The sequence below is a fragment of the Amycolatopsis sp. CA-230715 genome (assembly GCF_018736145.1).
Classification (GTDB): domain Bacteria; phylum Actinomycetota; class Actinomycetes; order Mycobacteriales; family Pseudonocardiaceae; genus Amycolatopsis.
Window position 1 is genome coordinate 2,055,063 of the sequence record NZ_CP059997.1, and the last position, 17,010, is coordinate 2,072,072.

The 17,010-nt window shown below is 70.9% G+C and carries 1 protein-coding gene; it reads right to left on the bottom strand.

Translation table 11 applies throughout. From position 1 onward, the window contains the following. Position 1 precedes the first annotated feature (1 nt). Positions 2–16,990: a type I polyketide synthase gene (locus HUW46_RS48245; protein ID WP_254126003.1), complete on the bottom strand. Its 16,989-nt coding sequence runs from the start codon at positions 16,988–16,990 to the stop codon at positions 2–4. Between the last annotated feature and the right edge of the window lie 20 nt (positions 16,991–17,010).

Sequence of the window (17,010 nt, forward strand, 5' to 3'; positions counted from 1 at the left end):
CTCAGGAGATGCCGAGCTCTTTGTCGATGAAGTCGAACACCTCGTCGGGTGTCGCTCCTTCGAGGTTCTGAGCAACGGCGGTGACGTCCCCTACTTCGTCCTGGTCACTCCATCGGGACAAGATGGCCTGCAGGCGGGATTTCACCTGCGTGCCCGTCGTGCTGTCGAGTTCCGCCTTGGCCAGCGCGGCTTCGAGCCGGTCCAATTCGGACAGAACCGGGGTACCGGTGGCGTCCCCGTCCCCGCCCAGTTCGCCGTCGAGCTGCCTGGCCAGCGCGGTGGGGGTCGGGTAGTCGAACACCAGCGTCGCGGGCAACCGCAACCCCGTCGCCGCGCCGACCTGGTTTCGGAACTCCACCGCGGTCAGCGAATCGAAGCCCAGCTCGGAGAACGCCAGCGCCGGGTCGACCGCCTCCGGCCCGGCGAAGCCGAGCACCGCCGCGGCGTAGGTCCGCACGAGGCCGAGCAGCAGTTCGTGCCGTTCGTCGCCGGACAGCGCGCCCAGCTCCCGCACCAGCGCGCCGGTGTCGGGTGCCGCCGCGCCCGCGATCGCCCGCCGGGCCGGGCGCTTGGCCAGCCCGCGGAACAGCGGCGGGACCGCGGCGGGATCGGCCTTCGCGATCCCGGCGGTGTCGAGTCCGATCGGCACCACCAGCGGCTCGTCCATTGTGGACGCGAAGTCGAACAGGGCGAGGCCGTGTTCCGGGGTGAGCGGCAGCACGCCACCCCGGCTCATCCGCTGGAGATCGGCTTCGGCGAGTTCGCCGGTCATCCCGCCCTCGGTGGCCCACAGGCCCCACGCCAGCGATTGCCCGGCGAGGCCGTCGGCGTGACGGCGCTGCGCCAACGCGTCCAGGAACGCGTTCGCCGCCGCGTAGTTACCCTGCCCCGGCGCCCCGAACGTTGCTGCGGCCGACGAATACACCGCGAACAACGCGAGGTCTTCGCCCCGGGTCAGTTCGTGCAGGTTGAGCGCCGCGTCCACCTTGGGCCGCAACACCTTTTCGACCCGTTCCGGGGTCAGCGACGCGATCACTCCGTCGTCGACCACGCCCGCGGTGTGCACGACACCGGTCAGCGGATGCTCCTCCGGAATAGCCGCCAATGCCGACGCCAGCGCCTCCCGATCGGCGGCATCGCATGTCACCACGTCGACAGCGGCACCCAAGTCCGTCAACTCCGCGACCAGTTCGTCCGCGCCCGGCGCCGCCGGACCACGACGACTCGTCAGCACCAGCCGCCGCACCCCGCGCTCGGCCACCAAATGCCGCGCCAGCACCGCACCCAACGCCCCGGTGCCGCCGGTCACCAGAACGGTGCCATCCGGGTCCAGCGCCCGCGGCATCGTCAACACGACCTTGCCGACGTGCTTGGCCTGGCTGATGAACCGGAACGCCTCCGGCGCCCGCCGCACATCCCAGGCCCGCACCGGCAACGGCTCCAGCACACCGGCTTCGAACAGGCCCAGCAGCTCCGAGAGCATGTCCCGCAGCCGCTCCGGGCCGGGGTCGCCGAGGTCGAATGACCGGTACCGCGCGCCGTCGTGGTCGGCGGCGACCTTCGCCGGATCGCGGACGTCGGCCTTGCCGAGTTCGACGAACACCCCGTCCGGCTTGAGCAGGCGCAGCGAGGCGTCGGTCAGCTCGCCGGTCAGCGAGTTCACCACGATGTCGACCGGGGTGAACTTCCCTTCGAACCCGGCGTCGCGCGAGGAAGCCGTGTGCGCTTCGTCGATTCCCCTGTTCCGCAACGACTCCCACTTGGCGGGGCTGGCCGTCGCGAACACCTCGGCGCCGAGGTGACGGGCGAGTTGCACCGCGGCCATCCCGACCCCGCCCGCGGCCGCGTGCACCAGCACCGACTGGCCACTGTGGAGTCCGGCGAGATCGACCAGGCCGTAGTAGGCGGTCAGGAACACCGCGGGCGCGGACGCGGCCTGCTCGAACGACCATCCGGCCGGGATCCGCGCCACGGTACGGGAATCGGCCACCACCACGGGGGCGTAGCCGGACTCGACGATGCCCATCACCGCATCACCCTGCTCGACGGTGCGCACCTCGGATCCGGTTTCGACGACCACACCGGCCGCCTCGGTGCCCATCACCGCTTCGCCCGGGTACATGCCCAGGGTGATCAGCACGTCGCGGAAGTTGACGCCGGTGGCGCGCACCGCGATCCGGACCTCGTGCGGGGCAAGGGGTTCCGCCGCCGATCCGAACGGCACGAGCGCCAGGTTGTCGACGGTGCCGGGCGTGGTCACCTCGAGCCGCCACGGCTGCTCGCCCGGGGGCGGCACCAGCCCGGCGGCCGTCGTGGCCAGCCTCGGTGCGAAGGCCACCCCGCCACGGATCGCGAGCTGCGGCTCGTCGAGCGCCAGCGCGGCGAGCAGTGCGGCGGACGACTCTTCGGTGCCGTCGACATCGACGAGGACGATGCGGCCGGGGTTTTCCGACTGTGCCGAGCGCACCAGGCCCCACGACGCCGCACCGGCGAGATCGGTGACCGCCTCACCCGTGGACACCGCGCCGGTGGTCACCACGACCAGGCGGGAACCGCTGAACCGGTCTTCGGCGAGCCAGGACCGCACCAGTTCCAAGGTGCCGAGCACCGCGTCGCGCACCGCACGTGCGTCCACTTCGGACTGTGCGGGGAGTTCGGCGAGCACGAATTCCGGCTCGGTGCCCAGTTCTGCCAGCGTCGCATGGACCGGCACGTCGAGCCCGAGTGCCGTGCCGAGCGCCGCGACCGAAGTCGTGGCCGCTCCTTCGGGGAGCGCGACCGTCGTCCAGTCCACGCCGAACAACGAGTCCGGACCGGCCGCGGATCCGAGCTGGTCAGCCGAAACGGACCGCAGAGACAGCGATTCGATCGACGCGACCGGTGCACCGGCCGAGTCCGCGACCGCGACCGAAACGCCGCCCGATTCCGTCGGGGACAGCTTCACCCGCAGTTCGGTGGCCCCGGTCGCGTAGAGGGAGACCCCGCTCCACGCGAACGGCAGCGCGGGCCCGGCACCGGACTCGGCCGTGGTCAGGGTGCCGAGGCCGAGCGGGTGCAGCGCGGCGTCGAGGAGCGCGGGGTGGATCTCGAAGCGGGCCGCCTCGGCGTGGAACTCCGGTGGCAGGGCGACCTCGGCGAACACTTCGCCGTCGCGCTGCCACACCGTGCGCAGGCCCTGGAACGCCGGTCCGTAGCAGAACCCGGAGGCGGCGAGATCGGTGTACATCTGCTCGGTGGGCACCACCTCGGCGCCCTCCGGCGGCCAGGTCTCGTGCTCCGCAACCGGGGATGTCCCCGCTTCGGTGAGCGCGCCGCTGGCGTGCCGGACCCACTGCCCCGCACCGGATCCGGCCGGACGGGAGTGCACGGTGAACGTCCGGCGGCCGGTCTCGTCGGCGTCGCCGACCACCAGCCGCAGCAGCACCGAGCCCTGTTCGGGCAGCACGAGCGGTGTTTCGAGGATCAGGTCGTCGACGGCGCCGCTGCCGACCTGGTCACCGGCCCTGATCGCGAGTTCCACCAGTGCGGTGCCCGGGACGAGGACGGTGCCGCCGAGCGCGTGCCCGGACAGCCACGGGTGCGTGGCCAGGGAGACCCGGCCGGTGAATACCACGCCGTCGCCGTCCGGCAGCTCGACCGCCGCACCCAGCAGCGGGTGGTCCGCCGATTCGAGCCCGGCCGAGGACACGTCCCCGACACCGCCGACCGATTCCAGCCAGTACCGCTCGCGCTGGAACGGGTAAGTGGGGAGGTCCACGGTTCGGGCGCCGGTTCCGGCGAAGAACGCTTGCCAGTCGACGGAAACTCCGGTGGTGTGGAGTTTCGCGATGGCGGTGGTGAGCGTGTGTGCTTCGTCGCGGTCGCGGCGGAGCGCGGGAATGTGGGTGGCCTCGGGTGCGGTGTCCTGGGCCATCCCGGTGAGCACGCCGTCCGGGCCCAGCTCCAGGAACGTGGTCACGCCCTGGCTTGCCAGGTACTGGATGCCGTCGGCGAAGCGGACCGCGTGCCGGACGTGGCGGACCCAGTAGTCCGGATCGGTCACATCCGCCACCGCACCGGTCACATTGGACACCACCGGAATCGTCGGATTTTCGAAGGTCAGACTCTCGGCGACCTTGCGGAAGTCCGCGAGCATCGGCTCCATCCGTGGCGAGTGGAACGCGTGACTGACCTTGAGCCGCTTGGTCTTCCACTCCCAGGACGCTTCGAACTCGGCGATCACTTCTTCGTCACCGGCGACCACGACCGACCTCGGCCCGTTGATCGCGGCGATCGACACCTTGTCTTCGAGCCCGTTCAGCAGAGGCGCGATGTCGTTCTCGGTCGCCTGCACGGAAAGCATCGCCCCACCGGTGGGGAGAGCCTGCATCAACCGGCCCCGCGCGGCCACCAGCGCGGCCGCGTCCTCAAGGGACAGCACACCCGCGACGTGGGCCGCGGTCAGCTCACCTATCGAATGCCCGGTGACGAAGTCCGGGCGGATGCCCCAGGACTCGACCAGCCGGTAGAGCGCGACTTCGAGTGCGAACAGGGAGGCTTGCGTGTACTGGGTTTGGTTGAGCAGCTCGCCGTCCTCGGCGAACATCAGGTCCTTGATCGGACGATCCAGGGACTTGTCCAGATACGCGCACACCGCATCCAGGGCATCCGCGAAAACGGGGAACTCCCCATATAACTGCTTACCCATCCCCGCACGCTGCGAACCCTGACCAGAGAACAAGATGGCGGAAACCGCTTCACCACGCGCAGCCCCGGACACCACAGCACCCGACGGCATGCCCTCGGCAACCGCCGTCAGCCCGGCCACGAACTCGTCGTGATCCGCACCGACCACCACGGCGCGGTGGTCCAGGCTCGCCCTGGTGGTGGCCAGGGAGTAAGCGACATCGGCTTCGTTCAGTCCGTCCACATGGGACAGGAGTCGGGCAGCCTGTGCGCGTACCGCGTCCTGGCTCTTGCCCGAAAGCGCCCAAGGCAGCGGCCGGTTCGCCGGGGAGTGGTCCACGACCACCGGTTCCTCGACCTTCGGCGCCTGCTCCACGATCGTGTGCGCGTTCGTCCCGCTCACCCCGAACGACGACACACCCGCACGCCGCGGCGCCCCCGTCTCCGGCCACTCGGCGTTCTCCGTCAGCAGCGAAACCGCACCCGCCGACCAGTCCACATGCGACGACGGCTCGTCCACGTGCAACGTCTTCGGCAACACCCCGTTCCGCATGGCGAGGACCATCTTGATCACACCGGCGACCCCGGAGGCGGCCTGGGTGTGCGCGATGTTCGACTTCACGGACCCGAGGAAGAGCGGGCGTTCCCGTTCCTGGCCGTAGGTCGCGAGCAGCGCCTGTGCCTCGATCGGATCACCCAGCACCGTCCCGGTACCGTGCGCCTCCACCGCGTCCACATCGGACGGAGTCAGTCCGGCGTTCGCCAGCGCGTCACGGATCACCCGCTGCTGCGAAGGACCGTTCGGCGCCGTCAACCCGTTCGACGCACCATCCTGGTTGATGGCGGAACCACGCACCACCGCCAGCACTTCGTGCCCGTTGCGGCGAGCGTCGGACAACCGCTCCACCAAGAGCATGCCGACGCCTTCGCCCCACCCGGTGCCGTCTGCGGCCTCGGCGAACGACTTGCAGCGGCCGTCCGCCGCGAGCCCGCCCTGGCGGCCGAACTCCGCGAACGCACCGGGAACGACCATGACCGCGACGCCACCGGCCAGCGCGAGCGAGCACTCACCGGCCCGCAACGCCTGGCAGGCGAGGTGCAGGGCCACCAGCGAGGACGAGCACGCGGTGTCCACCGTGACGGCGGGGCCCTCCAACCCGAGGGTGTAGGAAACCCGGCCCGACACCACGCTGCCGGAGCTTCCGGTGAGCATGTAGCCCTCGACGCCGTCGGGGAGTTGCCCGAGCCCGAAGCCGTACGCCGAGTTGGAGGCGCCCGCGAACACCCCGGTCCTGGTGCCCCGCAACGAACTCGGATCGATCCCCGCCCGCTCGCACACCTCCCACGACGCCTCCAGCAACAACCGCTGCTGAGGATCCATGGCGAGGGCCTCACGCGGCGAAATACCGAACAACGCCGCATCGAACTCGCCGACGTCGTAGAGGAATCCGCCCTCGATACTGTCGGCGAGATCGGAGCCGAGCAGCTCCGGAAGGTTCCAACCACGGTCGCCGGGAAGCGCCGAAAGGGCGTCTCCGCCGTTCTCGACGAGCTGCCACAGCTCCTCCGGGGAGTTGACCCCGCCCGGGTAGCGGCAGCTCATGCCGACGATGGCGATCGGCTCGTCGGCGGCGGCGGACACGGTCGACGCGGTGGCAACGCCCTGCCGCGCACCGGTCACTTCCCGGACCAGGAACTCCGACAGCACAACGGAGTTCGGGTAGTCGAAGACGAGCGTGGTCGGCAGTTTGAGTCCGGTCGCGGTGGACAGCCGGTTGCGCAGTTCCACCGCGGTCAGCGAGTCGAAGCCCATGTCCCGGAACGCCCGGCCGCGCTCGACCTCCTCGGCGGAGGCGTAGCCGAGCACCGCCGCCGCTTCCGCGCGCACCACGTCGAGCACCGCGCGCTGGCGTTCCACTTCGGACAGTCCGGCGAGCTTCTCGGCCAGTGCCGAGCTGTCGGCGCCGGTTTCCTCTCCGGCGCTGTCGAGGGCGTGGCGTGCTTCGGGGATGTCGGAGATCAACGGACGCGGGCGGGCGGCGGTGAACCCGGGCACGAACCGCGCCCAGTCCACATCAGCCACTGCCACGAAAGTCTCATCGTGCTCAACTGATTGGACGAGCGCGGCGACGGCGGCTTCGGGTGCCATCGGCAACACACCACGACGGCGCAGGGTGTCCTCAGCTGCATCCGACGCGGCAAGACCACTGCCACCCCACGCGCCCCACGCGATCGAAGTCGCGGTCACCTCGCGAGCGCGACGCTGCTCGGCCAACGCGTCCAAGAACGCATTGCCCGCCGCGTAGGCGCCCTGGGTGCCGCCACCCCAGACACCGGCGTTGGAGGAGAACAACACGAACGCATCCAACTCGGCATCCCCGAGCAACTCGTCCAGATTGCGGGCGCCATCCACCTTCGCGCTGATGATGCGGGACAGGTCCTCGATCGTGGTGTCGGTCAGGGGCGCGAACTCCCCCACTCCCGCCGCGTGCACCACCGCACTGAACGGACCATGCTCAGCCAGCACCACCGCCAAGGCATCGCGATCAGCAGCGTCACAGGCCACGATCGTGACCCGCGCACCCAGCCCGGACAACTCGGTTTCCAACTCCACCGCACCATCAGCGTCCCGGCCACGGCGCGAGGTCAACACGAGGTGCTCGGCACCGTTCGCGGCCAGCCAACGGGCCACATGCCCACCCAGCGCACCGGTGCCGCCGGTGACCAGGACCGTGCCGCGCGGCGACCACTCCCGCACCGGCTCCCGCTCCGCCAACGGCGACCGCGTAAGACGCCGCGCGAACACCCCGGAATCACGCACCGCGACCTGATCCTCATCCCCGATCCCCGCCAGCACAGCCACGACCCGCGCAGCCGCACGGCTATCGCTGCTGGCGGGAAGGTCCAGCAGACCACCCCACCGGTCCGGGTGCTCCAGACCCAGAATCCGGCCCAGACCCCAAATCTGGGCCAGCTCAGGGTCGGCAGCCCGGTCCGAGCGACCCACTGACACCGCACCCCGGGTGGCGATCCACACCGGTGCCGCCACCGTGCTGTCCAGCAGCGCCTGCACCACCACCAGCGTCTCCGCCGCACCGGAAGCCAGGGAGACCGCACCCGCGATCTCACCGAGTTCGGTGATTCGCGCAGACAGCTCACCCGCCTCAACGGTGACCACGTCCGCGCCGTGCGCACGCAGGGCGTCGGCGAACCAAGCGGCCTCTTCGGACTCGGTGATCAGCAGCCAGGTGCCGGACAACCGCGCGGCTGCGGTGGTCAGCGGCTTCCAGGTGACGCCGTACCGCCACTGGTCCACTGTGGACTGCTGACGACGCTGCCGCCGCCACGACGACAACACCGGCAACACCTCGCTGAACGGGCGATCACCATCGATCTCCCACGTCCCAGCCAAGGCCTCCAAGTCCTCGTTCTCCACCGCATCCCAGAACCGCGCCTCCACCACATCCGTGGTCATCAGCCCGCTGGCGGAAGCCGTTGATTCCAGCCAGAACCGCTGACGCTGGAACGCGTAGGTCGGCAGCTCCACCCGGCGCGCACCCGACGGGAACACCGGTGCCCAGTCCACCCGGAGACCACGCACATACCCCTCTGCAAGCGAGATCAGGAAGCGATCCACACCGCCTTCGTTGCGGCGCAGGGTCCCGACCGCGACGCCCTCGGTTTCCAGGGTGTCGAGAGTTTCCTGCACGCTCATCGTCAGCACCGGATGCGCACTGGACTCGACGAAGAACCCGTAGCCCTGCTCGGACAGGGCCCGAGTCGTCTGCTCGAACTTCACCGTATGACGCAGGTTCTCCACCCAATAACGAGCATCCAGCCCGGTGGTGTCCTGCCAGTCACCGGTCAGGGTCGAGAAGAACCCGATCTCCGTACCGCGCGGCTGGATCGGGGACAGAACGTCCAGCAGGCGGTCGCGGATGGACTCCACCTGCGGAGTGTGCGACGCATAATCCACCGCGATCTTCCGCGCCCGCACCTCCTCCGCCTCGCACTCAGCCAGAATCTCGGCCAGCGCCTCGGGTTCACCGGCGATCACCGTGGTTCCGGGACCGTTGACCGCAGCCACCGCCACCCGATCACCAAACCGAGCAATCCGCTCCACCACAGCGCTCTCCGGCTGAGCGACGGAAACCATGCCGCCCTTACCCGCCAGCTCATCCCGAATCGCCTGACTCCGCAACGCCACCACACGCGCACCGTCCTCAAGAGACAACGCACCCGCGACCACCGCCGCCGCGATCTCCCCCTGCGAATGACCCACCACCGCAGCAGGCTCCACACCAACGGAACGCCACACCGCGGCCAACGACACCATCACAGCCCACAACACCGGCTGCACCACATCCACCCGCTCCAACGCGGCCTCGTCACCGACCACCTCGGTCAACGACCAGTCCACAAAGGACGACAACGCCCGCTCACACTCGGCAAACCGGGAAGCGAACACCGCACTGGACGACAGCAGGTCCACCGCCATGCCGACCCACTGCGAACCCTGACCAGGGAACACGAACACGACCTTGCCCCGCACATCGGCGACGCCGGTCACGAGCTGCGCGGCGGAACCCCCGCCAGCCATGGCATCCAGCCCCGCCAGCAGGGCGGCGGGATCACCGATGACCACGGCGCGGTGGTCCAGTGCCGCCCGCGAGGACACGAGCGAGAAGCCCACGTCCACCGGCGCCAGGTCGGGGCGGGTGTCCAGATAGGACTTCAAGGTGGCGGCCTGCGCGGGGAGCGCGCCGCCGGTCTTCGCCGAAAGGACCCACGGCAGCACCGCGGGTGCTTCGACCGGACCGGGTGCTTCCTCGGTCGCGGGCGCCTGTTCCAGGATCGCGTGCGCGTTGGTGCCGCTGATCCCGAACGACGACACCCCGGCACGACGCGGTGCCCCGGTTTCCGGCCAGCCGATCTCCTCGGTCAGCAGGGTCACGGCGCTCGCCGACCAGTCGACGTGCGAGGTGGGCCGTTCGACGTGCAGGGTCTTCGGCAACACTCCGTGCCGCAGCGCCTGCACCATCTTGATCACCCCGGCCACCCCGGCCGCGGCCGTGGTGTGCCCGATGTTCGACTTGAGCGAGCCCAGCCACAGCGGGCGCTCGCGGTCGCGCCCGTAGGTCGCCTGCAGTGCCTGCGCCTCGATCGGGTCGCCGAGCGCGGTGCCGGTGCCGTGCGCTTCCACAGCGTCCACATCGGACGCTTCAAGCCTCGCGTTGGCGAGGGCCTGCCGGATCACCCGCTGCTGCGACGGACCGTTCGGCGCCGTCAACCCGTTCGAAGCGCCGTCCTGGTTGATCGCGGAACCCCGCACCACGGCCAGGATCGGGTGCCCGTTGCGCTGGGCGTCCGAAAGCCGCTCCACGAGCAGCATGCCGACGCCTTCCGCGGCGCCCATCCCGTCCGCGTCCTCGGAGAACGCCTTCGACCGGCCGTCCGGGGCGAGCCCGCCCTGCTTCCCGATCTCGGCGAACAGCCCCGGCGTGGACAGCACGGTCACCCCGCCGGCGAGCGCCATCGAGCACTCCCCCGCGCGCAGCGACTGGCAGGCCAGGTGCAGCGCCACCAGCGACGACGAGCACGCGGTGTCCACCGTGACCGCCGGGCCCTCCAGTCCGAAGGTGTAGGCGACCCGGCCCGACACCACGCTGCCGGTGGTGCCGGTCATCAGGTAGCCCTCGATGCCTTCCGGCATCTCGTGGATCCCGGTGGCGTACCCGTTGTGGGCGGCTCCGGCGAACACGCCGGTTTGCGTGCCGCGCAACGATTCCGGGTCGATCCCGGCGCGTTCGAGCACCTCCCACGAGGACTCCAGCAGCAGGCGCTGCTGCGGGTCCATGGCCAGTGCCTCGCGCGGGGAAATGCCGAAGAACCCGGCGTCGAACCGGTCGGCGTCGTAAACGAAACCACCCGCGCCGGTGAACTCCGACCCGGCGCCCTCGGCGAACCAGCCGCGATCGGGCGGGAACGCGGACACCGCGTCGCCGCCCTCGGTGACCAGCTGCCACAGCCGGTCGGGTGAGTGGGCGCCACCGGGGAACCGGCAGCTCATCGCGACGATCGCGATCGGCTCGCCGTCGGTGGCCGCGCCCGCCGCGGTGCCGGTGGTGACCGGCAGGTCCGCGCCGAGCAGTTCGGTGCGCAGGTGCTTGGCGAGCACCGTGGGCGTCGGGTAGTCGAAGACGAGTGTGGCGGGCAGTCGTGTGCCGGTGGCGGTGGCCAGCCGGTTGCGGAGTTCGACCGCGGTGAGCGAGTCGAACCCGATGTCCCGGAACGGTTTCGCCGCCTCGACGACGTTGGGCGGGAGCCCGAGCACCGCGGCCGCGTTGGCGCGCAGGAGTTCGAGCAGCGCCTCTTCCTGGTCCCGTTCGGACAGTCCGGCGAGGCGCCCGGCGAGACCGGTCAGATCCGTCTCAGCGCTGTTCGCCGCGGCCCTGCGGTGCGGCGAGGAAACCAGGCCGCGCAGGAACGCGGGCACCGGTCCCGCCGAGAGCGCGCGGAGGTCGAGCGGTATCGGCACCAGCACCGGTTCGTCCATTGTGGACGAGAGGTCGAACAGGGCGAGTCCGTGTTCGGTGCTCAGCTCGCTGCCACGGGAACCGCCGAGGTGCCCGGTCATCCCGCTGCGCTGCTGCCACAGGCCCCAGGCGAGCGACTGCGCCGCACGGCCTTCGGCACGGCGCCGGTGGGCGAGCGCGTCGAGGAACGCGTTCGCCGCCGCGTAGTTTCCCTGCCCAGGGCTGCCGAAGGTGGCCGCGGCGGAGGAGAACAGCACGAACGCGGCGAGGTCGAGGTCCTCGGTCAGCTCGTGCAGGTTGAGCGCGGCGTCGACCTTCGGCCGGAGCACGGCGTCGAGCCGCTCCGGGGTCAGCGAGGTGATCGTGGCGTCGTCGAGCACACCCGCGGTGTGCACCACACCGGTGAGCGGGTGTTCGGCGGGGATGGTCGCGAGCAGGTTCGCGAGCGCGGCGCGGTCGGCGGCGTCGCACGCGGCGATGGTGACGGTGGCGCCGAGAGCGGTCAGTTCCGCCCGGAGTTCTGCGGCGCCCTCGGCCGCTTCGCCGCGGCGGCTGGTGAGCAGCAGGTGCCGCACGCCGTGCTCGGTCACCAGGTGCCTGGCCAGCAGGCCGCCGAGCAGCCCGGTGCCGCCGGTGACGAGCACCGTGCCCTCGGACGCCAGCGCGCGCGGCATCACCAGCGCGACCTTGCCGACGTGCTTGGCCTGGCTCAGGTGGCGGAAGGCGTCCTTCGCGCGGCGCACGTCCCAGGTGGTGACCGGCAGCGGGCGCAGCACACCGCGGCCGAACAGGTCGAGTAGTTCGGCCAGCATGCGGCCGAGCGCGTCCTCGCCCGCTTGGAACAGTTCGAACGCCTGGTAGGAAACCTCGTGCTCGGCAGCCACCCGCGCGGGGTCGCGCACGTCGGTCTTGCCCATTTCGACGAACCGGCCGCCGGGCGCGGTCAGCCGCAGCGAGGCGTCGACGAACTCCCCGGCGAGGGAGTCGAGTACGACGTCGATCCCGCGGTCACCGGTGGCGGCGCGGAACTTGGCTTCGAAATCGAGATCACGGGACGAGGCGAGGTGCTCGTCGTCGACGCCGAGCGAGCGCAGCACGTCCCACTTTCCCGGGCTGGCGGTGGCGAAGACCTCCGCGCCGAGGTGGCGGGCGAGCGCAATCGCGGCCATGCCGACCCCGCCCGCGCCCGCGTGCACCAGCACGGTTTCCCCGGCGCGCAGCCCGGCCAGCCGGGTGAGCCCGTAGTACGCGGTGAGGAACACGATCGGGGTGGTCGCGGCCTGCTCGAACGACCAGCCTTCGGGGATCGGAGCGATGATCCGCCGGTCGGCGACGGCCACCGGTGCGAAACCGTGGTGGAACACGCCGAACACGCGATCGCCGACCGCGAGATCGGTGACCTCGGACCCGGTTTCGACGACGACACCGGCCGCTTCGCTGCCCATGTTCGCGTCACCGGGGTACATGCCGAGCGCGATCAGCACGTCGCGGAAGTTGACCCCGCCCGCGCGCACCTCGACGCGGACCTCACCGGCGGCGAGGGGCCGCAGTGCCTCTGAGTTGTCCACCAGCGCGAGCGTGTCGAGCGTGCCGGTCGCGGTGGAGTCCAGCCGCCACACCGGCGCCGACGGCGCGAGGGCGCTCCCGGCGGCGGCACGTGCGAGCCTTGGTACGTAAAGGGTTCCGTTCCTGAGCGCGAGCTGCGGCTCGTCGGTGGCGAGCGCGGCGGCCAGCGCGGCACCGGCGGTGTCGTCTACATCGGCCAGTACGAACCGGCCGGGGTTCTCGGACTGCGCCGAGCGCACCAGTCCCCACGCCGGGGCGGCGACCAGGTCGGTCGCGCCGTCGCCCAGCACCGCGCCCTTGGTGAGCAGCACCAGCTTCGAGTCGGCGAACCGGTCCTCGGCGAGCCAGCGCTGCATCAGGTCGAGAACCAGGTTCGTCGAAGTACGCACGCCCACCGCGTCCACAGAGGACACTTCGGGCAGTTCGGTGAGCACGGCGCCCGGAACCGCGGCGCCGTGCTCGATGGCCTCGGCCAGTGCGGTGAGATCGGCGTAGGTCCCCGCTCCGGCGATGCCCAGTGCGTCCGCGCCGAGCGCGGCGATGTCCACGACCGGGTCCGGGAGCGGAAGCTCGGTCCAGTCCACCCGGAACAGCGAGTCGGCACCGGCCGACCGCGCCGAGCCGAGCTGTCCCGTCGACAGCGGGCGCAGGACGAGGGAACCGATCGACGCGACCGGAGCGCCGGTGGCGTCCGCGAGCCGGAGTGAGACCGCGTCGGTGCCGCTGGGCGAAAGGTGGACACGCAGGCTCGACGCGCCTGTGGCTGCCAGGGAAACGTCGCTCCAGGCGAACGGGAGCTTCACTTCGTCCGGGTCGGCGAGCAGGCCACCGATCCCGATCGCGTGCAGTGCCGCGTCGAGCAGTGCGGGGTGCAGGCCGAAACCGGGTGCGTCGGCGCGCTGCTCGTCGGGCAGGGTGACCTCGGCGAACACGTCGCCGTCGCGGCGCCATGCGGCGCGCAGGCCCTGGAAGGCGGGGCCGTAGCCGTAGCCGCGCTCGGCCATCCGGTCGTACATGCCGTCGCGGACGCCGTCGATCTCCTCGGCGCCGGGCGGCGGCCACGCGGTCAGGTCGGCGTGGTCGACGTGCCCGGTGCCGAGCGACCCGCTCGCGTGCCGCGTCCACGGCTGGTCCGCGTCCTCCGGTCGCGAATGGAGGGTCAGCGCGCGGCGGCCGGTCTCGTCCGGTGCGGAGACGATCAGCTGGATCTGCACGCCGCCGCGTTCGGGCAGCACGAGCGGCGCTTCGATGGTCAGCTCTTCGACGAGATCGCACCCGGCCTGGTCGCCGGCGCGGATGGCCAGTTCGACGAACGCGGTGCCGGGCAACAGAATCGTGCCGCCGACGGCGTGGTCGGCGAGCCAGGGGTGGGTCTGCACGGACAGCCGCCCGGTCAGCAGGTGGCCGTCGCCGTCGGCGATCGCGACGACCGCGCCGAGCAGCGGGTGGTCGGCGGAGCCCTGCCCGACGGAGCTGACGTCGCCCGCGACCAGTGCCGGGTTCGCCTTCGGCCACAGGCTTTGCCGCTGGAACGCGTACGTCGGCAGGTCCACCCGGCGCGCGCCCGCCGGGAACGCGGGCGTCCAGTCGACGGCGAGGCCGCGGACGTAGCCTTCTGCCAGGGAGGTCAGGAATCGCGCGAGGCCGCCTTCGTCGCGGCGCAGGGAACCGATCGCGACGCCGTCGGCGTCGTCGGTGGTGTCGAGGGTTTCCTGCACGCTCATGGTCAGCACGGGGTGCGCGCTGGATTCGACGAAGAACCGGTAACCCTGCTCAGCGAGCGCCCGGGTTGCTTGTTCGAACTTGACGGTGTGGCGCAGGTTCTCCACCCAGTAGCGGGCGTCGAGCCCGGTGGTGTCCTGCCAGTCGGCGGTGAGGGTGGAGAAGAACGCGACCTCGGCGGCGCGGGGCTGGATCGGCGCCAGCACCTCCAAGAGACGGTCGCGAATGGACTCCACCTGCGGCGTGTGCGACGCGTAGTCCACGGCGATCCTGCGCGCCCGGACCTCTTCCGCCTCGCACTCAGCCAGAATCTCGGCCAGCGCATCGGGCTCACCGGCGATGACCGTGGTGCCGGGTCCGTTGACCGCGGCCACCGCGACCCGGTCACCGAAACGGGAAATCCTCTCAGCAACAGCACTCTCCGGCTGGGCGACGGAAACCATGCCGCCCTTACCGGCCAGCTCGTCCCGAATCGCCTGGCTCCGCAGCGCGACGACCCGTGCACCGTCCTCAAGGGACAGTGCGCCCGCGACCACCGCGGCGGCGATCTCACCCTGCGAGTGACCGACCACCGCAGCGGGCTCCACACCATAGGAACGCCACACCGCGGCCAACGACACCATCACAGCCCACAACACCGGCTGCACCACGTCGACCCGTTCCAACGCGGCCTCGTCACCGACCACCTCGGTTAGCGACCAGTCCACAAAGGACGACAACGCCCGCTCACACTCCGCGAACCGCTCCGCGAAAACCGGGGAGGTCCCCAGTAGATCCACCGCCATGCCGATCCACTGCGAACCCTGACCCGGGAACACGAACACGACCTTGCCCCGCACATCCGCCACACCCCGCACCGCGGTGCTGGTGGCGTCTTCCTCGGCGAGGGTGTTCAAGGCGGACAGGAAGTCGTCGCGGTCGCGGCCGATCACGACCGCCCTGTTCTCCAGCGCGGCACGCGTGGTCGCCAGCGAGAAGGCGACATCGACCAGATCGCCGTCCACATGGGACCGCAGATTCGCCGCCTGCGCGCGCAGGCCGTCGGCGGTCTTACCCGAAACGAGCCAGGGCAGCGCGACCGGGGCCGCACCCCGTTCGATCGCCTCGGCTTCGACCGGCTCGGGCTGTTCGAGGATGACGTGGGAGTTCGTGCCGCTGAACCCGAACGACGAAACGCCCGCGCGGCGCGGGCGCCCGGTGACGGGCCACGGGGTCTGCTCGGTCAGCAGCGACACCGCACCGGAGTCCCAGTCGACGCGGTGGCTCGGCTCGTCCAGGTGAAGGGTCTTCGGGAGCACGCCCTCGCGCATCGCGAGGATCATCTTGATCACGCCGACCACCCCGGCCGCGGCCTGGGTGTGCCCGAAGTTCGACTTGACCGAGCCCAGCCACAGCGGCTGCCCCTCCGGCCTGCCCTGGCCGTAGGTCGCCAGCAGGGCCTGCGCCTCGATCGGGTCGCCGAGGGTGGTCCCGGTTCCGTGCGCCTCGACCGCGTCGACCTCCGCGGCGGAAAGCCCGGCGTTCTTGAGCGCCTCGCGGATGACCCGCTGCTGCGCGCGCCCGTTCGGCGCGGTCAGCCCGTTGCTGACGCCGTCCTGGTTGACCGCGGAACCCCGGACGACGGCGAGCACCTCGTGCCCGTTCTTCCTTGCCTCGGAAAGGCGTTCGACCAGGATCAGGCCGACGGCCTCACCCCAGCTCGTGCCGTCCGCGGATTCCGAGAACGGTTTGCAGCGGCCGTCGGCGGCGAGCCCGCGCTGGCGGCTGAACTCGGTGAACCCGGTCGGGACAGCCATCACGGCCGCGCCCGCGACGAGCGCCATCGAGCACTCGCCCGTGCGCAGTGCCTGCCCGGCGAGGTGCAGCGCCACCAGCGACGACGAGCACGCGGTGTCCACCGTGACCGCCGGGCCCTCCAGCCCGAGCTGGTAGGCGACGCGCCCGGAGATGATGCTGCCCGCGGTTCCGGTGGCGACGTAGCCCTCGATGCTTTCGCCGGAGTAGCCGAGCGCGTTGCCGTAGCCCTGGCCGTAGGCACCGACGAACACGCCGTGCTTGCTGCCGCGCAACGTGGACGGGTCGATCCCGGCCCGTTCGAACGTTTCCCAAGCCCCTTCCAGCAACAGCCGCTGCTGGGGGTCCATCGCGAGCGCTTCGCGCGGGGAGATCCCGAAGAACACCGGGTCGAAGTCCGCGGCGTCGTGGATGAACCCGCCCTGCCGCGTGTAGCTGGTGCCCTCGGCGTCGGGATCGGCGTCGAAGAGGCCGTCCAGGTCCCAGCCGCGGTCGGCGGGGAACCCCGAGATCGCGTCCCCGCCGTCGGCCAGCAGCCGCCAAAGCCCTTCGGGCGTGCGCACCCCACCGGGCAGGCGGCAGCTCATGCCGATGACGGCGAGCGGTTCGCTCGCCTGTTCCTCCACCTCGCGCAGCCGCTGGCGGGTCTCCCGTAGATCCGCCGTGACCCGCTTGAGGTACTCGAGAAACTTCTCCTCACCCGACATCTAACGCCAGCTCCTCGAGG

Bases quoted from the DNA above. Each gene is read 5' to 3' on its own strand.
- HUW46_RS48245 (WP_254126003.1), bottom strand. From the start codon at position 16,990: ATGTCGGGTGAGGAGAAGTTTCTCGAGTACCTCAAGCGGGTCACGGCG.